This is a genomic window from Paenisporosarcina quisquiliarum, assembly GCF_043641925.1.
Classification (GTDB): domain Bacteria; phylum Bacillota; class Bacilli; order Bacillales_A; family Planococcaceae; genus Paenisporosarcina; species Paenisporosarcina quisquiliarum_A.
This window is the reverse complement of sequence record NZ_JBHZRU010000011.1, coordinates 12,905-31,486: the sequence shown is the minus strand read 5'-3', so window position 1 is coordinate 31,486 and position 18,582 is coordinate 12,905. Positions and strand designations below refer to the sequence as shown.

Sequence of the window (18,582 nt, the reverse complement as noted above, 5' to 3'; positions counted from 1 at the left end):
GGTCATTGAGTAACCAATCTATATAATAGATATAACAGTATTAGATGTAACGGATAAAAAACATAAAAGGCCCATTTCATAAAGTTTGATTTTCTGCCACGTCTGCCTTTATACATAGCCAATATTGGGATGGCAAGCAGAATGGCTACTTGATTCAATTGGTCCCACCCCAAACTGATTACTTTTGGAATGACATGCAGGAAAACCCCTATAATTGCAAAGCTAATCATTTGTGCTTTGAAGTTTCCTCTGAATATTCCAAAGAACAATATCCACAATACACCGATGTAGTACCAATCTCCAGGAATTGCTAGCAAACAGAGTAAAACGATAATAGGTATCTTTAAAAATATGGATAGCTTATCGTTTTTAAAAGTTGCTAAAGCGATTAACCCCAGTGATAATCCCCAAATCACACTAGTTGCATCTGGTAGGTTGAAATAGATGATGTATGGAAAATGCGAAACAGCTGCAAAAGCCAGCATCCTCGTTCCATATTTTTTTACATCTGATGTGTAAAAGAAACCTTCTGCAATCAAATAACACATAATTGGCATAACAACCCGCCCGGGGATACGCGAGAGTATTCCTTGCATACTTTCCTGATTTAAAAATACTGCAAAAAAGTGATCAAAAAACATGGCAATAATGGCTATGTATTTTAAGGTGTTGGATGTCAAATCCTTCTGAAAACCATTAATGTTTTGCATAATATATCTCCTTTTCAATCACTTGTCGAAGACCAGTGCCATTCGCACCTTATTCCCCTTAATTGAAAACATAGTGCTCAGTAAATGAACACTATGTTGTAAAAGAGGTAAAGTAGATAACCCCTCTACTTAATTGAAATACTTTTTATGCCATATTAAGAACATAAAGATTGTCCATACTTTTCGCGCATTGTTTGTTTTACCTTGATAATGGTCGTTTAACAATGCCATGATATCTTTCTGATTAAAGAATTGTGCTGCCTGCGCGCTTTCAAAATAAGACTTGATTTTCTCGTAATACTTTTCTTCTTTAATCCAGTGACGAATAGGTACTGGGAATCCGATTTTTTTCCGGTTTGCTGACTCTTTTGGAAGTGCTTTTCCTGCCGCCAAACGAAAGGCATATTTTGTATCAATCCCATTGATTCGATATTTCACTGGTAATTTAGCAGCTGTCTTCATTACTTCACGGTCCAGGAACGGTACGCGCAATTCTATGGAATGCGCCATACTCATCTTATCTGCTTTTAATAGGATGTCATCCACTAACCATAGATGAAGATCTAGATATTGCATTTTTGTCACATCATCTTCTTGCTTAACCCGGTCGTACACTGGTTTTACAATTTCTCTTACCGTAGGAGAGCTTTTATACACATTTGTTAACAAGTTGCTTGCTTCTTTTTCTTCAAATATCTTTGCCTGTCCAATAAACCAGTTTTCTGGAGAAAGCCCACCTTTTATTAAGAAGTTCTTCCCTCTGACTTCCGGTAAACGTTTCGCAATCACACCCAATGGTTGACGAATCAATTTAGGGAGTTTTTTATATTTTTTCATGGCAGCCGTCGTATCGTATTCAGCGTAGCCACCAAATAATTCGTCGGCCCCTTCACCAGAAAGGACCACTGTCACATCACGTCTAGCTAATTCAGCCAAGAAATATAATGGAACAATGGAAGGATTTGAATGCGGTTCATCCATCATGTACTGAATATCCTCTAATTTATCGAAACAGCGATCAGGATCTAGAATTTGATTCACATTTTCGATGCCAAGCTCCTCAGATAATGTCCTAGCATTATCAATTTCAGAGAAGTTTTTGTCACTGAAACCAACCGTAAAGGTTTTGTTAGGTTTTAGAACGGATGCAACATAACTGGAATCTACCCCACTGGATAAAAAAGATCCAACTTTAACATCGCTGATTTGATGAGCACGTATAGATTCTCTAACCACTTGATCGATTTCTGTAACAATTTCATCCAAAGGCTGTTCTGTTGGTTGAAACTCAGGTGTCCAATATTGATGTAAGTCAATATTGCCATTTTGATAGGTCATATAATGAGCCGCAGGTAATTTAAACACTCCTTTGAAGAATGTCTCGTTCAAAACTGGAAATTGGAACGTTAAATAAGGCTTCAATGCTTTTTCATTTAATTCTTTAATAAAATGGGGGTGTGGAAGGAAACTTTTTATTTCGGAGCCGAATAGAAGTGTCCCATTCATGTGTGTATAGTAGAAAGGTTTAATGCCAAACATATCCCGGGCAGCAAACAACTTTTCATTTTTTCGGTCCCATATTACGAAAGCGAACATTCCACGCAATCGTTCTACCAACTTCTCCCCATATTCCTCATATCCATGGATAAGTACTTCACTGTCTGTATGTGTCGCGAAGACATGACCCTTTAAAATCAATTCTTCACGCAGTTGCATGAAATTGTAGATTTCACCGTTAAAAATTAATACGCATGATTCATCTTCGTTATAGAGGGGCTGACTGCCTGCCTCTAAGTCAATAATACTCAAACGGCGAAAGCCTAGTGCAGCTTTGTTATCTGTAAAAATGCCCGCCGAGTCAGGGCCACGGTGTATAATTTGGTTCATCATTTCTTCCAAAACGGTTGACGAATTTTTTGTTTCACCTATAAATCCAGTAAATCCACACATACATACTAACTCCATTCAATCTTAATTTTTTCTACCTACATACTATAAACATTAAATGTGCAGAAACTATGCAGATACATAGGTTTTCATGGGTTAATATGTAGTTTATTGTTGTTTCTTGAGGGAAATGCAAGGTGGGTACAACACCAAAAGTAATACAGCCTATCTGAGTCCAATAGGCTGTTTTATTTTCTCTCTATATACCATCAATCTTATTGGTTTAGCCCTTGTTTAAGTGACTCGATATTTCTTCTCATAATCGTTAGGTAATCTTCGTTTGAAGCCGTATCTTCTTTTGAGATTGATTCCAGATTATTCAATGTCAGAGCCTTTAAACCAGTTCAATTACAGCATCGATAATGGACTGGAACGGAATACTATCATGGACTTTCCCCGGAGTGACTAAGTTGGCAAGAACAAAACCCTTCTCATCAGTGGCAGCATGAAACGAATACGCAAACTGTTTGGTCCTCTCGTCCTTCACATAGTATCCACTCTCTGGATCAGTCGTTGACTCTTTTATTTCCTTGAACTCCTCTTTCTCAAAGGATTCTGAAGGGAACGGTTTCTTTCCGTGCTCTTCACGGTCAAGGTTGAGCTCCACCTGGAGCTTCTCTTCATAGGCACGTGTCTCTTTACGCACCGTTTTCTTATTGAATTTGCGTTTGTTTGCGCTTGCTTTTACATGTGTCGATTCAACAAAGACGTGTTCAGGACTAAGAAGACCCTTGTCCATGATCTCTTTCAAGATACGAAAGAAGATTTGTTCAAACAGGTCAGTATCAGCGAAACGTCGGATATAGTTCTTACCGAATGTCGAAAAGTGAGGGACCTCGGAGTGGAATCCAAATCCGAGGAACCAACGATAAGCCATGTTCGTCTCGATTTCCTTTATCGTTTGGCGCATCGATCGAATACCGAAGGTATATTGAAGAAACGTCATCTTGATTAATACAACAGGATCTATACTTGGGCGGCCAAGAGTAGAATAGAGATCTTCGACCATAGGATAGATGAATGAGAAATCAATTGTCTCATCCAACTTTCGGACAAGATGGTCCTGTGGAACCAATTGGTCAATCGTCAACATCTCAAGCTGGTCGCGTTGGTTTCCTAAATTCTTCGTCATCATGGTCGATTCCCCCTAAACTACTTATATTTCTATTATAAAAAGAAAAAAGACTGTAAACACCTATTTAAGATAGGTGGTTTTTTATTTTTCACAAGGACTATCTATCTGTTTTTCAAAAAAACCATGTTTTGTGTTTAGAAATAATCTATTGTTGGTATATTAAAACTATTTGTGAATCTTCTGTAAGACATAAAGACAGACGGAGGTGAAACCAATGTTTATATGGATGAAATCGAAACGAAGCCACTTTTTGATATTCTCAATTGCTATATTATTGGCAGGATGCACCGACAATCCATTCTTAAAGGAAAATAACGCACTCTCAGAACCTGGAGATTCCAACTCACAAAAAGCTAGTAAGACCGAGAACTTACCAACATCAAGAAACTTTATGTTATTAAATAGCCGCAACCGACAGCCCGTATCCAATTACAAAATCGAGATAGTGGATAAAATGACTGGGAATCTAGTTACTTCAGCGAACTCTAATCCATCTGGCGAAACAAAAATTGAAGGCTTGATTAATGGCAAGGAATACATAATTAAGGTTTTAATTATGGAGGAAAGTGGAACATTCAATCCAATTAAAGAAGAAAAACCATATATACATGACTCAAAAAACGATATATTCCTAATAGAGACATACATAGAACGTAGCACAAATTACATTGATATACCTACTGTCATGCAGTATCCTGAACTGCCTAATGGATGTGAAATAGTAGCTTTAACAGCCATCCTAAATCATTATGGAATGGAAGTTTCTAAAACGACAATGGCAGATAAATACTTGCCCAAAACACCTTTCAGTATTCGGGATGGCAAAAGAGTTGGACCAAACCCACATATAGCCTACGCGGGTAATCCGCGTGAGTTGAAAGGCGGTTGGTACGTCTTTGCATCTCCTATCGTCGAGGCTGCCAATGGTGCAATTGCTGCCAATAAGATGGATTTATCCCCGGAGAATGTGAGTGGAAGTACACGAGAAGAACTCCTTTCTTATATAGATCAAAATATACCTGTAGTCGTATGGGTAACACTTGATTTGTCACCCCCTATCAAACGTGGGGGATGGTATATTGAAGGGAAAAATGAATTTCATTCGTCTTTTACAAACCTTCACGCCGTTGTCTTGAACGGATGGGAAAAAGGAAAGGTACATATTATGAATCCACTTGAGGGTCAACACACCGTCTCGGAAGATGTTTTTTTTGATAGTTACGAAGCAGTTGGGAGTCATGCCGTTATTGTCAAAAAATTATCGTGAGGCACAAAGACTTCCTAGTAAAGGTAGTCTTTGTGAAATGGAGAATGATTCAATTGTGCCAATATTAGTTGCTTATTACATCAGCAAGCGCTTCAGTGGTGCTCGTTACTCAATCCAAAGCCCTCAGGACCCAGGAATCCGAAGTTGTTATGTGTACCTAAGGTTATCTAGCCGAATAAAAAATTCTGTAAAACTTTAGTAAAATAGTAAACTCCAGCTCAATAGAAGAAGTAACTGAAAAGCATCCTTTTGGTAAATAGCCAAAAGAATGCTTTTTTTAGTAGTTGTTCGCACATGCCGACATATTTTCTTTGTTAGTTTGCGGATGGCAATTAGTCTCCGGCTCAGGGACTCTTTCGAGTGCCATCCATTTACCTCTCATAAATTGGACAAACAAGACAACTGCCCGGAGGGCAATATCTATCCCTATGGCTATCCAAACTCCATCCAGTCCCCACTCAAGCATGATGGCAAGAACATAAACCAGGAGAGTTCGGACAGCCCACATGCCGACAGCTGTTAGGTACATGGGGAATTTAGTGTTATTCGCTCCCTGGAATGCTCCAGTAAGAATTAACAGAACAGCCAAAAAGGGCTGAAATACTCCCGAAATTTTTAGTGCGGTCCCAATATCTTTTATAACAGCCTCATCTTCGGTAAAGAAACTTCCAGCCCAGTCGCCCAGGAAGAAGAGCAATACACCAAGAATAGCCATAGATCCAAAGGAAAGGTAGGTCAATAGCTTTACATAATGTTTTGCTTCATCATATCTTCCAGCCCCAATTTGTTGACCCACTAGGATGGTTGCAACCGTTGCAAAGCCGTACCCAATCATATAGGAGAAAACCTCTACATTGCCTGCTATTTGATGTGCTGCAAATGCATTAGTTCCCAGTGCAACAACAAAGCCAAAGTAAACAATTTGTCCAGCACGCATAAGCAGTCTCTCACCTGCTGCCGGAGCTCCAAGCGTTGTTAGTTCCATTAGGTGATCTTTATCCGGTTTCCAATAGTCTTTACGAAAGGTAAGTACTTTTGTGCGATTAATATAGAAAATCAGGAGTATACTTCCAACCAACCTCGAAAACACCGTAGCCATAGCTACACCAACAATACCCATTTCAGGGATAAATAAAAACCCAAAAATAAGTACATAATCGAGAATCGCATTCACGACGTTAATTATGATGCTGACATACATAGGGGACTTAGTGTCACCTGCCCCCCTTAAAATGGCACTCAATACAAACATCATGGACATAAAGATTGATGGAATACCAACAATTCTGAAGTATAAGGCACCAAGTTCCAATACATCATCATCAATTCCCATCAATCTCAGGAAAGGCTCAGCAAATAAAACCGTTAAAACTCCAGTAAAAAGTCCAAAAACGATAGACAGTACAATTGATTGCTGGGAGATATGTCGAGCTTTTTCTGGAAGATTTGCTCCGAGAAAATTCGCTATCCTTACATTGGCAGCTACCCCGATCGCCATAAACAAAGCAAAATAAATAGCCAAAATAGCATTTGTTACACCAACAGCAGATACAGCGGCCAGTCCAATTTTTGACACAAAGTAAGTATCAACAAAGCCAAGTACGGTTTGAAAAAAATTTTCAATAACTGCAGGTATGGCGAGGATGATGATAAGTTTGATCCTTTCTCTATCCGTATTGGCTGTCATGACTATGTTGAACTCGATTGGATCTTTCAAATTCACTCCTCCTTTCTTTCAATCCGAAGAATAAAAGCACACGGCAAAGTGTGCTTTTGTCTTAGCTATCAGACACGTTAATGACAAATGGAACAGTAAATAATTCCTTATTGTATTTAAATTGCCCCCATATTTTATAAATGCCTGGTTCAGGGAAGGTAGTAATATAAGACACCGCCGGACCTGTTGTTTCCTCGTCTGTTGGATGGACATGTAAGAACTCTTTCAAATCTTCGCTTACAATTACAACATGGCCAGCGGATCCAAGATAAGGTTCAAGCTTATTGATTGGCTCATTGGTATCAGCATCACTGATGGTAAATCCCATATTAATATGCTGTCTTGCTTTAAGCACATCAAATTCAAGTTTAAAACTCAAATCTTTTATCGTTTTCTTTAACTTCTGGTCAACCTTAATCTCTGGCTCAGACTCTTCTTCTCCAACCTGGGCTTCAAAGGTGGCTAGTTGCTGTGAACCTCCCTCAGGCATAAAATCTGCGTATAATTTATAGGTTCCTTCAGCAGGGAATTGAGTTGTTACTTTAAATTCACCATCTCCTGTATATTCAGGGTGAAGGTGAAGAAACACAGACAGGTCTTTGCTGATTGCCAACAAATGCATTTGCTTTTCATGGACTACAGCAAAGGTTGTGGCTGGAATTCCATGTTTATCTTTTATAGTTATTGTAATTTCGGAATCTTTACCTGGCCTAATGTGATGGGGATTTACTTCCCATTCCACATTCAACTCTTCAACGATATTTCTGTCTTTGTGTGCATGCAGCAAATGCTCGTTGTGATCATGTGCGTGGTCTTGGTTCATCAATTATCACTCCTTTATTAATGATAAGATCGTTGAAAACTTATTTTCTTGTTTATCCAGAATGCGTTTAAAGGGCTTCATTTATTATCCTCTATTCCTCGGCCGTGACTAATCTCCGTGTTCATCTCTTTTAGTATTTCCCTAATCTCCATTAATATTTCAATTCCTAGAGACCAAAGTTCACATGTGCTTTTGTAACCATAGGTTTGTTAATGGTATGGCCATTTAATCTGCTGCTATTATGGTTTCTAAGACAATTTGCTTGTCCAATGAACTATCTGCTTTTTTACTGTATTTTTGTTTAACAAAAAGTGCCATTTCGAATACCAGATAAAATTAACTGAATATTAAAAAATACTTAAAAATAGCAAGGAATCGAAAGGGAGAGCAAAATTTCTCTATAAATTTGAAGTGAACAAAAGCGAGTTAAAACATAGACATTCCATAGATTAAATCACACACGAATACTTGTCTAAAGAAGGAATCAGAGTAAAGAAACGAAAAGAAAAATTCGATGATTCGTTAATATTTGAACGAATCATCGAATTTTTCTATTGAACCCCCTTTAGTAACTTATTAATTCAAATTTATAATGACTTCTTACAACCACTATTTAATCGTACGGATAAGATGAATAAAGCAATCAAATTATCTATTATTTCTCCTCTTCCAGTTCTTCTATAAGTATTTTCATTTCTTTGATCTCTTTACGCTGTGCCTCAATTATACTATCTGCTAGCTCTTGTACACGTGGATCAGATATATTTGCACGCTCGCTTGTCAAGATTGCAATAGAGTGGTGCGGTATCATTGCTTTCATCCAAGAAGTATCTTCGACTGTTGTTTGACTTCTGACTAGCCCAAGTGAACTAGCAAAAACGATTGCACTAACAGCAAGGATAATCACATTCAACCGTTTATTCGTGTACATATGTCGCATAAAAAGCAACATTACGACAGCCATTACAGAGCCCATAATAAATGCCATGTAAAGGCGAGTTTCGCTAAAAATGATATGGTCTAATTGAAACACATTAAGATACATGAGTGCATACATAATAACTGTAGACGTCACAATCATTACTCCGAAATTGACATATTTCTTCATAAAATCACTCCTTCTTATTTGGGAATCATAAAAAATCACCTTAATTTAAAGCTACCCAGTTAGAACTTTATGAAACATATAGTAGTCATATTATGAAGTCATATAACTTTAGGTGGCCAGTTTGTGTTCGTCAAAATTAATACATCCATATTTTAGTTGAAATATTCTAATGTAATCTAAAAGAGCTTATCCCTAAAAGGGATAAGCTCTTTTACTTAACAAGAAATAATAAAATAATGAGGAATAAATTTCTTACAATATGACTGCTAAATTGACAGGTTTGAATCTGCATAGTTTCTTCATATTTTTCAAGTATTATAAATCATAGCGAATTGAAAGTAGTGTGTTTATATAAATAATTTTAATCCCTTTAATATTTCCTTACACATTTATGTACAAAATCAGGAGTGAGCTACTATGGTCATAGACAAATACAATTATAAAGAATTTCCTACTTCGGGAATATTGCGAATTCCAAAAAAATTTCAGATAGAATTGGGTTTTCACATAGAAAGAAGAGTCGATATCGCCTATCAAGAAGATGTAATTTTCATTCGAAGAGAAAATGCACAGTCCTCTCACAACAAACGACTAATTTCAAAGAATGGTTACCTTAAAATCCCAAAGGAAATTATCGAAATTGCTAATATTACTTTGCAGGACCAATACTGCTTATTTATGGATTTGCCTAATAAACAGTTAATTGTTAAATTTAAGAAATCTAAGTAAAATACTTCGCCCTATAAATTTCGCATAACTTTAATCTCAAGAATATCTAATGAATCTTCTATATTTAGAAGTTCGTAAAAGTACACTTTTGCGAACGTATTTAATTTACTTAAATTTAGTGGTTTATGTAGTTCGTAAAACTATTAAATCATTTTATGAACGTTCTCATTATGACAGATACTTTTACGGAGTGATGTTCTTTAATTTCATTCACTAGATCAGTTTGCCCGGAGAGCTGCATAATATAATAGAAGAAACTATTAGATTTCCATTTGTAGATCTAACCATTAATTTATTTTTCTTCTCTGATAATATTGGATCCTTACTACATTAGACTATGTAGTAAGGCTCATAAAGTTGTTTAGTTCGGACTTCGAATCTTTAAGTAACGCACTCGTTAGTTGAATAACTCATATAATTATTCCACATTAAATGTAAATGCATAAGTAGCGGTGCCTTGTTCCCAATTTGCATCAACCCAGTATATTACTTTTCCCTTGTTTTGAGTTATTGTGAATGTACTATCTGTAATTGATATTGCTTTATCATTATCTGTTTCCCAAATTCTTACTTGGTAATCAGTTGGTGCTTCTTCAAAAATTAACTGTACCTCTGATTGTGATTTTACTAATAACTCTTTTCCTGCAAATTCAGGTGGTGGCCCTGACTGAGCGTTAATATTCTTTTCAGTACCATCATCATAAACTTTTGACCACGTGTAAGAACCTTGTCCAGCAAATATTTTATTGCCTTCTACTGAAACTCTTAACTTGGGCGGTGTCAAATTATCATTCTCATCACTACTTAATATTTCATTAGAACAACCAGCTATTATTAGAAGTATTACTATTATAAAAACAAAATAACTATACCGAATTCTCATTCACTCCCCCCATAATTTGTTTGATGATTTCTAGTTTTGAAAAGATACACTTGTTGTACTAACCTGCTGCGTTAGTTGAAGAAACAGATTACCTTTTGTTCTTGATTATTCTTGTCTCAATGACTAAAACCACAACAAACAATACTAAGAATAACAAAGTGAAATAAGTGGATGTTATAAAGGCAGATTTAAAATCAACGAGAATACCTCCATCGTCTCCTAAAATCCACCTAGCAATTCCATTCCTTATTGAGTAACCATCATTTTCTTCAGGTTGTAGATTATTTGCAACATTTTCAGCTAAACTCATATTTGCAAGTAAACTTAATACTATTCCTAATAGAATTCCTTTTGAAAATGGGTTAATAACATCAACTTTCTTCATTACAAATACAGATATTAGAATAAAGACAATACTTCCAACTAAATAGACCATTTAATCTCCTCCGTTCTAATCTCATAATACTTTAAACCTTATTCCATAAACCTGCTTCGTTAGTTAAATCTCTTAAACAGCTTTTTTAGTATGGAAATTGGTGATTTCTTTTTAGCTGAGCGATTCTCCTCAGTGTAGATACCCCAAACATTGTTAGAAAATTCCCCTGCAGCAAATGTAATCCATAAAGTGGGTCTTTTAATTTTACATTTATACCTGTATCATTCCATTTTTCTTTAAAGATATCTACTCCATCAATTATAAATGAATCATCGATAGTGCTACCTATAAACTTCCATTTCATTTCAATTCCACCAATCACCTTAAGTTTTTCTTATTGAACTAACCTGTCTCGTTAGTTAAATAAGTTCAACAAAAAAAGCGTTAATCCTTCTTGGATCAACGCACTCCGTTACTTTAATATCATACTCCAAAACCTGGGTCTGATATTATAAACGCAATATACAATAAAGTAACAGTAATTATTGTCAACAATACAAGTCTATAAAGTTTATAATTCTCCATTTTTATCCTCCTCAATAAATATATTTCTTATCAAAATCAAACAATTTTTGTTGTACTAACCTGCTTCGTTAGTTTAATAAGAATCTTTCATAATAAACTTTAACATAAATATCCATTTTCTTATAATTCGTTATACAAAAATAACTCTTCTCTTAAATTAATCTAAGAGAAGAGTTATTCTTTGGCAGACAAGAGATGCCAATATCTACTATACGTAATAATCAAACTTTTAAATATAGATAAATAATTACATTTTAATATAAATCGTTTTGTACCATAGATTTTTTAATAGCCTAGGAGTGTTGTATACCCTTCAATGTAACAAAACTCGTCCTTTTCTGAACACGACACTATTAGTTACGAAAGTTATCTGTAAACTTTAAGAGATAACTTGCATTAATTTAAGCGTTATTTTTCACATAGATTAATAAACCCAATAACACGACAAAAGACCTTAATATGTATGCATCATAAAGGTCGAACTATTAATAAATTTAATAAAAGGTTCGAAGTTACCATTAGTAACTTCGAACCCTTTTATCATATGTGAAAGAGGAGTAAACCACTTAAATCAATTAATCTTGCTCTTCTTCAAGTTCTTTTGTAAGTTTTTTCAAAAGAGGTCGGTATCATCTGAGAAAACCTTCCACTGAAGGCTCCTTAAACAATCGATTTTCTTACTGAGAGTTAGGCATGATTTAATTTATTTTTAACGAGAGCTGACTACCATCAACTTTTTTTCGGGTTTAACAACCTTATTATTTCATCCCTATTATTTTCAAACCCTATAAAATGTTCAATCAACTTTCTTTTACCAAACAACCCTTTTTTGTAAAAAGCAAACATCGGTACGATTCGGTTCCCTGATATTTGCTTCAAATCTTCTTCCAAACTAAGATCTTCTCCTACATCTTTATTTATATAGTGAATATTGTTAGCCGATAGATATTTTTTCGCGTCTTGGCAATCTGAACAGGTTGGTCTTGTATATAATTCGAGTTCTAATCTGCCTTTCACTCTAATCTCCCCTTTACTAAATTATTGAAGGTTTAAAGCGTTTTAAGCGCAAAGCATTAACTAAGACTGAAACAGAGCTTAAGCTCATTGCAGCCCCGGCAAGCATCGGATTTAATAATGGACCACCTAGGAGATAGAAAAGACCCATTGCAAACGGAGTACCTATTACATTATAGGCAAACGCCCAGAATAAGTTTTGTTTTATATTACGAATAGTACTGCTTGTATATCCTGAGTAGATATTTCGTTCTCGTCAAAACTAATATTCAATTTCCCAGTTGCCAAGTTCACATTTGATTCTTGAACACCAGGCAGTTTCTTGGTCGCTTTTTCAATTGTCTGCACACATGACGCACAAGTCATTCCTTCTATATTAAATGTTTTGTTTTCCATCTAACCTACATCCCTTCTACTTAATTGATTCAACCTCATATCCAACTTCCTGTATTGCTACTGCTAAGTTGTCTAATGTTTGAATCGTCTCATCATACTTGACCTTGGCAGTTCCTTTTTTCAAATCAACTTTTGCATTTTCCACACCTTGAAGGCTTTGCAAAGCTGTTTCAATTTTATTTACACAATGGGCACAGGACATACCTGTGATTTTTAAAGTTGTTTTTTTCATGATTCTCACTCCTTTTAATTTAATTTTTGATGACATTTTAGTACCCTAATGAACAGGTACGCCCCTTACATCTACACTGTCCTGGAACACAATGGCATGGGACTTCATCAACAGCATCCTTTTTCTTCATTTAAGTGCTTTTTCCAATTTTTCTATATCATGAAAACTCAACGTTGCTTTTGAAATTAATTCGATTATTGTATTACCAACGTCTTTATTACAGATATTATCGAAAGTTTCATGTAGGGTACTTTTGATAAATTCACTTTCATTTATAGTAGCGGAATAAATAAACTTCTTTCCCTCTGTTTGTGTATGAAGCATTCCTTTTTTAACAAGTCTGCCAATAAAAGTTTTCATAGAACTGAAGGAACGGGTCAATACGTACATTGCCAATTACAACGACACTCGAAAGCAATGGGAATTAAAAAAGATTTTATTATACTGTCCATTAAATGGGGCTCAGTTCAACCAGGGAATTAAAGGGATTATCTATCTGAATCGAACATTTTTAGATTTAAGCCGTACGATTTAGGAAAAAACGCTCTCCTACAAAAATAATGATGATAAATAAAATGGATACACCAACTACTAGCAAATCAGAAGTAGCTTTAACCCATACAAATGCTCCAAGAACAATGGCATCGAACACGAGAGCGGTCACTACAATAAATGAATTTGCCCCTATTTTTTCTCGCAGATGCTTAAGAACTCCCCAATGAACAATCATGTCCATCACCAAGTAGAGAATTGCACCCATAGAAGCAATTCTACTTAAATCAAAAAAGATTGTAAGCGCTATAGCAATCACAATTGTATAAACGAGCGTGTGTTTTTGAATGCTTCCTGGCATTCCAAAGTGCTTATGAGGAATGAGTTTCATATCCGTCAACATAGCAAGCATTCGCGACACGGCGAAAACACTAGCAATGATCCCTGAGATCGTTGCAAGAATCGCGATCGCTACAGTAAACCACAGACCATAACTTCCAAAAGCAGGCTTTGCAGCTTCAGCAAGAGCATAGTCCTTTGCGTTAATAATTTCAGATAGAGATAAATTACTTGAAACAGCCCAGGCGAGCAGTAAATAAACAAGTAAACTGATGGAAATTGAAATCATGATGGCTCGTCCAACATTTTTTTTTGGTTTAACAATTTCCGATCCACTATTTGTAATGGTGGTAAATCCTTTAAATGCAAGAATCGTAAGTGCCACGGCTGCTATATAGCTTGCGGTCGAAGGATCTGACAGGTTTTTTCCTCCCTCTGCAGGTGTAAATGAAAACCCTGAAACCCATAATCCAGCAATAGCGAAGATTGATAATCCAACAATCTTTAAAAGAGAAGCAATTGAGGTGAAGGATTGAATAAAGCTGTTTCCTGAAATATTTACTAAAAAGGCAACAGTAAGTAAGGCAACTCCAAGTAAAGGTATCCAATAACTACTTTGTTCACCATCAAAGAGTTGAAGTATATAGGTTCCGAATGTTCTTGCTACTAGACTTTGATTAATTACCATGGAAAAAGCCATTAAAAGCGCTGCAGAAGCAGTTAGTGTTCCTTTTCCATAGGCCTTAACTAAAAACATACCGATTCCTCCAGCTGAAGGGAACTCATTGCTTAATTTCACATAGGAGTAGGCACTAAAGGCTGTTAGAATTCCACCTACAATGAAAATAAATGGAAACCATGAACCTGCCATCTCGGCTACTTGCCCAAGCAACGCGAAAATCCCTGCGCTGATCATGACTCCTGTACCTAATCCGACTGCTCCAGTAAGAGAAATACTATCTTTTTTGTAATCTGATCCCGACATGGAAAATGCACCTCGCAATTTTTTTTTTTGCATCACAACATGTCTATACCCCTAAAATATGCAAATAGTGTGCAGATTAGGGGGTTTATAAATTTTCTAGGGTTAATAGACGAGGTAGGTATCTCATCTCATTACTTTAATTAAAATGCATTCCCAACAAGACGATTAATGAATGTATTCAGCACGAAATTCGAAGTGTTCAGGAACAAAAGAGTGTTAAGTACTAAAGGATTTATGATAAGGAGCTATTTGTAGTATTTATAAAGAAGCAATACGTTATGAAAAGATATTGTCACAATTAATTTGTTTTATTATCATTTCTACATGTTTTCTGCACATCCATTGGGTAATATACCAATACAAACATGCTATGAAACATAAAATACATTTTCACGATGTTTCCTACAAAGTAGTTAGTACTGACGGACAACCAATTAAGAATTCACAACAATTGAGAATCAAGTTCTCACTGTTGGCGCTAGAGAAAGATATGATGTTGAGTTCGTGGTGGATAATTCTAATGGAGTTATTTGAAAGTCACGAACATCGCTAATGCAACTAAAGGGATGAAGACTTTTTTATTTTATGATGGTAAAAGGATAGGAGAAAGAACGAATTCACGAGATTCGATTGTTCGTGCACTTGAAGAAAGTTTGAAGGAAGAAAAATTCGGCATTTTATGGAATTTTGATTTAACTGCAAAGCTAAAGGAAAAAGGTGTAGATTTCAACACACCATATACGGTACTAGAAGTTTGTAACCCAATGGAAGCACAGCGTGTACTTTCTGAGAATTTGCTCGTTGGTTATTTTCTGCCATGTAAAATTGCTGTCTTTGAGGAAGATGGAACGACAAAAATCGGCATGCCTAAACCCACCTCATTAATGGAAATATTGCATGACGACAAAATCAAGAAGATTGCAGAAGATATTGAGAAACAACTTATTTCATCTATTGATAAGGCTATATAGATCCAAACCATAAGCACTAATTTTTCCGCTCTATTTTTTTATTTATTAATATACCCACATGGGTAATAATACTATATTAAGTTCTTAATGGAAAAAGGATTCACTAACGTTTATTCCATTGAAGGTGGAATGGAAGCGTGGAGCGAGCCGAAAGCTTGCACAACAAACAGGGGCGACTCATTTTAACATAAATATCCAAATTTTCTCTTAAATTATGTAGGTATGGAATGTTAAATATAAATGGGAGATGTAACAAAACTCGTCCTTTTCTGAACACAACACTACTAGTTCTAAAATTCATCATTTTGAATCTATAATCTGTAATATAACTCTGACCATTATTCTATGTTCAATAACTACTCATCAATTGTCTTATGTTACAATAAATATAGGATTATTATGGAAATGAGGAATAGAAATGCTAATTGGTTATGCACGTGTGTCGACAGGTTTACAAAACTTGGATTTACAAACAGATGCACTTACACAATATGGATGTACTAAAATTTTTCATGATAAGATGAGTGGGTCAAAAAAACAACGACCAGGATTAGAAGAAGCGCTTCAATATGCTCGTCAAGGGGATACCATCGTTGTATGGCGATTAGATCGTCTGGGTAGAAACATGCAGGACTTGATTGATTTAGTAAACACTTTTAATAATCAAGGCATTGGATTTCACAGTCTCCAAGAGAATCTGACAATGGATCGCAGTAACGCTACAGGCCAACTGATGTTCCATCTCTTTGCGGCATTTGCTGAATTTGAACGAAATCTAATTCAAGAACGGTCAGCTGCAGGACGAGTGGCGGCAAAAGCACGTGGCCGACTTGGCGGACGTCCAGAAAAATACGGAGATAAAGATATTGAAATGATGAAAAATCTTATTGATGGTGGTACACCGATTAAAGATGTGGCAGAAAGATGGGGAGTTTCGCGAACAACAATCTATCGTTATTTGGAACGTAAATGACCTTATTATATAGAAGGAACGGAGATTATTGTTTCTATAAGCTTAGAAATGTTTAAATGGCAATCTAATTTTGAAGATTCTAATGAACGCATACGAAAACGACAGTGCAAGGGAATTGACATTGCATTAGAAACAGGAATCGCTTTTGGCCGTCTGGAAGCTAAATCTTTAGAAGAATTCGAAGAAGTCTATAATCGTTCGAAAATTGGTGAGTTCTCTGTCGTGAAAGCTATGGAAGAAATCGGAGTAAATAAAGCAATTGAATAAATTAGATAAAGACTATGAAATAACAATAATATAATTTCCTCTTATAATAGAAGAAACTAAATCCGAAGATAGCATTTATTGATTGCATATCTTCGGATTATCTCATTAGTAAAAATTCCTTATACGTTTCTGATGCCTTAACTTTTTAATATAGAATAATTTTTAGCAAAAGAGTTATTTATAGGATCAAATTGAAAAACAGTCAAGTTTTTGAACCCAGTCCTTCTTGCATTTTTAAAACACTCTTCGATAAAAGCTTTATTATGTTTTGTGTTTGTAGTGGCAAATATATTAATTTGCGAGTAGTTTTGGCTGTATTTGTTAGTTTGTTTTCTTATTTCATCAACGAACTTAGTATTAAAATTTCGCACCCCACTAAACTTATTCCCATTAAAAATAATAATTGTCGGTAAATGTCGTTTATTAGAAGGAATCTGTTCTTCTAAAATTTTATAGGTATCATTTAGTACTAGGTTAACTTCGTTAGAAATATGCTCCATATTCTTTTTCATTACTTTAACTGGTTGTACATAGGCTCTTGTATTGTCATCCACTTTGACATTATCAAACAAATCTTTAATGACTAATTGAAACTGTAAATGAATCGGAACTCTTACCAAAGTAACAAACCCATAACCTAAAATTTTTGAAGCAAAATAATATAAAGACAATGGATATTCACCGTATTTATCGCCTGTATTAAAAACTTTCTCTTTATTAACCTTTCGAAGAACCCATAATAAAATTGACGAAATTAGTAATCCACATACTAATGAGACTCCTCTTTCACTAAGAGGAAGCGAAGATAATATAGCTTCTATCGGGCTTATCTCAATGCTTAATATAGCTAAGACTGCATATAAAGCATCTTGTAGGCGAAAAAAAATCCCGAGTATGGGCGTTATCAATATCAAAAAACATTGCAGAAGCACTTTCCCCATTCATATCCCCCTTTAAGAACTACAATAATTTAATCAAGCTAAAGGAATTCGTTTAGGTTCTTGGTATTGCGTTACAAGTTCCATTAGCTCCAAAATGTCTGCTTTGTCTCTTTCGAAGTCCTTTCTACTCATTGCATTTCTATATTCAATTACTATTTTTTGCATCTTGCATTTCGTTATTACTTGATTACACTCACATGGGCATACTTGTTTGTTAGCTGCCTTTTTCTTCATACATAGAATATCAATTAACTTTATAACTTGAGGAACTGTTTTAAGGTGAAATATTTCAAAGTAATCTTCTAAAATACCAATGGTTCCGTGAGACAATTCGCCGAGAACAAAAGTTTTATTTCCTTTTAAATATAGAGACATTGAAAAAAGATAAGGCACAATACAAGTTTCAACAAACCCTTCTATTGTGGGGTTTTCGTGGATTCTCTTTTGAATGCTTAAAGGTGAACCTAGGCATAGAGAACCGTCAATATACGTATGGTAATCAGCTGTCTTTGGAAACCTATCTTCTAACTCAAATACTTTGGGTATCTCATTAGGAAATGTTTTGGAAACGATTATTTTCAACAAAAACTCATCTTCAACAGTACCATGTGTTGAATCATTAATATCTATAGTCACGCTACCCTGAATAATCCAAGCATCTTTATTTGAAGGTAATAAACTCATCAATGGAT

At 35.4% G+C, this 18,582-nt stretch carries 20 protein-coding genes and 2 pseudogenes; 5 read left to right on the top strand and 17 right to left on the bottom strand.

The features are described from left to right. Positions 1-2: 2 nt before the first annotated feature. The 3 genes and pseudogenes from ACHUE4_RS09690 to ACHUE4_RS09680 form a co-directional block, all read right to left on the bottom strand. On the bottom strand, positions 3-710 hold the full coding sequence (locus ACHUE4_RS09690) for a TraX family protein (RefSeq protein WP_394189424.1): 708 nt from the start codon (positions 708-710) through the stop codon (positions 3-5). Between the two features lie 129 nt (positions 711-839). After that, the gene (asnB, locus tag ACHUE4_RS09685; protein ID WP_394189422.1) at positions 840-2,660 is read right to left on the bottom strand and encodes an asparagine synthase (glutamine-hydrolyzing); all 1,821 of its coding nucleotides are present in this window, start codon (positions 2,658-2,660) and stop codon (positions 840-842) included. Positions 2,661-2,994: 334 nt separating this feature from the next. Continuing rightward, a pseudogene (locus tag ACHUE4_RS09680) lies at positions 2,995-3,792 on the bottom strand (transposase); the annotation flags it as partial. A gap of 214 nt (positions 3,793-4,006) precedes the next feature. Between ACHUE4_RS09680 and ACHUE4_RS09675 the strand changes: the two are divergent. Next, entirely contained in the window at positions 4,007-5,059 is a 1,053-nt protein-coding gene (locus tag ACHUE4_RS09675; protein ID WP_394189420.1) for a C39 family peptidase, read from the top strand. 277 nt (positions 5,060-5,336) lie between these two features. On the opposite strand, the gene ACHUE4_RS09670 is transcribed toward ACHUE4_RS09675, so the two are convergent. The 3 genes from ACHUE4_RS09670 to ACHUE4_RS09660 form a co-directional block, all read right to left on the bottom strand. After that, the gene (locus ACHUE4_RS09670) at positions 5,337-6,746 is read right to left on the bottom strand and encodes an MATE family efflux transporter (protein WP_394189597.1); all 1,410 of its coding nucleotides are present in this window, start codon (positions 6,744-6,746) and stop codon (positions 5,337-5,339) included. Positions 6,747-6,837: 91 nt separating this feature from the next. Next, on the bottom strand, positions 6,838-7,599 hold the full coding sequence (locus ACHUE4_RS09665; protein WP_394189418.1) for a hypothetical protein: 762 nt from the start codon (positions 7,597-7,599) through the stop codon (positions 6,838-6,840). 655 nt (positions 7,600-8,254) lie between these two features. Then, positions 8,255-8,707 (bottom strand): DUF305 domain-containing protein, encoded by a 453-nt coding sequence (locus ACHUE4_RS09660; RefSeq protein ID WP_394189416.1) that lies wholly within the window; start codon positions 8,705-8,707, stop codon positions 8,255-8,257. A gap of 417 nt (positions 8,708-9,124) precedes the next feature. On the opposite strand from ACHUE4_RS09660, the gene ACHUE4_RS09655 reads away from it, so the two are divergent. Continuing rightward, positions 9,125-9,436 (top strand): hypothetical protein, encoded by a 312-nt coding sequence (locus tag ACHUE4_RS09655; protein ID WP_394189414.1) that lies wholly within the window; start codon positions 9,125-9,127, stop codon positions 9,434-9,436. Between the two features lie 418 nt (positions 9,437-9,854). On the opposite strand, the gene ACHUE4_RS09650 is transcribed toward ACHUE4_RS09655, so the two are convergent. The 9 genes and pseudogenes from ACHUE4_RS09650 to ACHUE4_RS09610 all read right to left on the bottom strand — a co-directional run bounded on the left by ACHUE4_RS09650 (position 9,855) and on the right by ACHUE4_RS09610 (position 14,738). Next, positions 9,855-10,319 carry a hypothetical protein gene (locus tag ACHUE4_RS09650; protein ID WP_394189412.1) on the bottom strand — a complete coding sequence of 155 codons (465 nt, stop codon included), beginning with the start codon at positions 10,317-10,319 and terminating at the stop codon, positions 9,855-9,857. An 88-nt stretch (positions 10,320-10,407) separates the two neighbouring features. Then, positions 10,408-10,755, bottom strand: a complete 348-nt coding sequence (locus tag ACHUE4_RS09645; protein ID WP_394189410.1) for a hypothetical protein — start codon at positions 10,753-10,755, stop codon at positions 10,408-10,410. A gap of 85 nt (positions 10,756-10,840) precedes the next feature. Beyond that, on the bottom strand, positions 10,841-11,059 hold the full coding sequence (locus ACHUE4_RS09640; RefSeq protein ID WP_394189408.1) for a hypothetical protein: 219 nt from the start codon (positions 11,057-11,059) through the stop codon (positions 10,841-10,843). 950 nt (positions 11,060-12,009) lie between these two features. Then, positions 12,010-12,297 carry a glutaredoxin family protein gene (locus ACHUE4_RS09635; RefSeq protein WP_394189406.1) on the bottom strand — a complete coding sequence of 96 codons (288 nt, stop codon included), beginning with the start codon at positions 12,295-12,297 and terminating at the stop codon, positions 12,010-12,012. 16 nt (positions 12,298-12,313) lie between these two features. Then, positions 12,314-12,523 (bottom strand): annotated as a pseudogene (locus ACHUE4_RS09630) (hypothetical protein); the annotation flags it as partial. Then, the gene (locus tag ACHUE4_RS09625; RefSeq protein ID WP_394189595.1) at positions 12,499-12,660 is read right to left on the bottom strand and encodes a cation transporter; all 162 of its coding nucleotides are present in this window, start codon (positions 12,658-12,660) and stop codon (positions 12,499-12,501) included. The pseudogene ACHUE4_RS09630 and the gene ACHUE4_RS09625, both read right to left, overlap by 25 nt. Positions 12,661-12,706: 46 nt before the next feature. Next, positions 12,707-12,922: a copper chaperone CopZ gene (gene copZ, locus ACHUE4_RS09620; protein WP_394189404.1), complete on the bottom strand. Its 216-nt coding sequence runs from the start codon at positions 12,920-12,922 to the stop codon at positions 12,707-12,709. A gap of 126 nt (positions 12,923-13,048) precedes the next feature. Continuing rightward, a complete protein-coding gene (locus tag ACHUE4_RS09615) occupies positions 13,049-13,312 on the bottom strand; it encodes a BlaI/MecI/CopY family transcriptional regulator (RefSeq protein ID WP_394189593.1) in 264 nt (87 codons plus the stop codon). A gap of 127 nt (positions 13,313-13,439) precedes the next feature. Beyond that, positions 13,440-14,738: an APC family permease gene (locus ACHUE4_RS09610; RefSeq protein WP_394189591.1), complete on the bottom strand. Its 1,299-nt coding sequence runs from the start codon at positions 14,736-14,738 to the stop codon at positions 13,440-13,442. A 566-nt stretch (positions 14,739-15,304) separates the two neighbouring features. On the opposite strand from ACHUE4_RS09610, the gene ACHUE4_RS09605 reads away from it, so the two are divergent. The 3 genes from ACHUE4_RS09605 (at position 15,305) to ACHUE4_RS09595 (ending at position 16,949) form a co-directional block, all read left to right on the top strand. Beyond that, positions 15,305-15,709: a DUF302 domain-containing protein gene (locus ACHUE4_RS09605; protein ID WP_394189589.1), complete on the top strand. Its 405-nt coding sequence runs from the start codon at positions 15,305-15,307 to the stop codon at positions 15,707-15,709. Positions 15,710-16,127: 418 nt separating this feature from the next. After that, the gene (locus tag ACHUE4_RS09600; RefSeq protein WP_394189402.1) at positions 16,128-16,682 is read left to right on the top strand and encodes a recombinase family protein; all 555 of its coding nucleotides are present in this window, start codon (positions 16,128-16,130) and stop codon (positions 16,680-16,682) included. A gap of 48 nt (positions 16,683-16,730) precedes the next feature. Then, complete coding sequence (locus ACHUE4_RS09595) at positions 16,731-16,949, top strand: hypothetical protein (protein WP_394189400.1); 219 nt, start codon at positions 16,731-16,733, stop codon at positions 16,947-16,949. A 137-nt stretch (positions 16,950-17,086) separates the two neighbouring features. Here the strand turns inward: ACHUE4_RS09595 and ACHUE4_RS09590 are convergent, their stop codons facing one another. Together ACHUE4_RS09590 and ACHUE4_RS09585 are read right to left on the bottom strand one after the other, a co-directional pair. Then, positions 17,087-17,890, bottom strand: a complete 804-nt coding sequence (locus ACHUE4_RS09590; RefSeq protein ID WP_394189398.1) for a hypothetical protein — start codon at positions 17,888-17,890, stop codon at positions 17,087-17,089. 33 nt (positions 17,891-17,923) lie between these two features. After that, positions 17,924-18,577 (bottom strand): hypothetical protein, encoded by a 654-nt coding sequence (locus ACHUE4_RS09585; RefSeq protein ID WP_394189396.1) that lies wholly within the window; start codon positions 18,575-18,577, stop codon positions 17,924-17,926. Between the last annotated feature and the right edge of the window lie 5 nt (positions 18,578-18,582).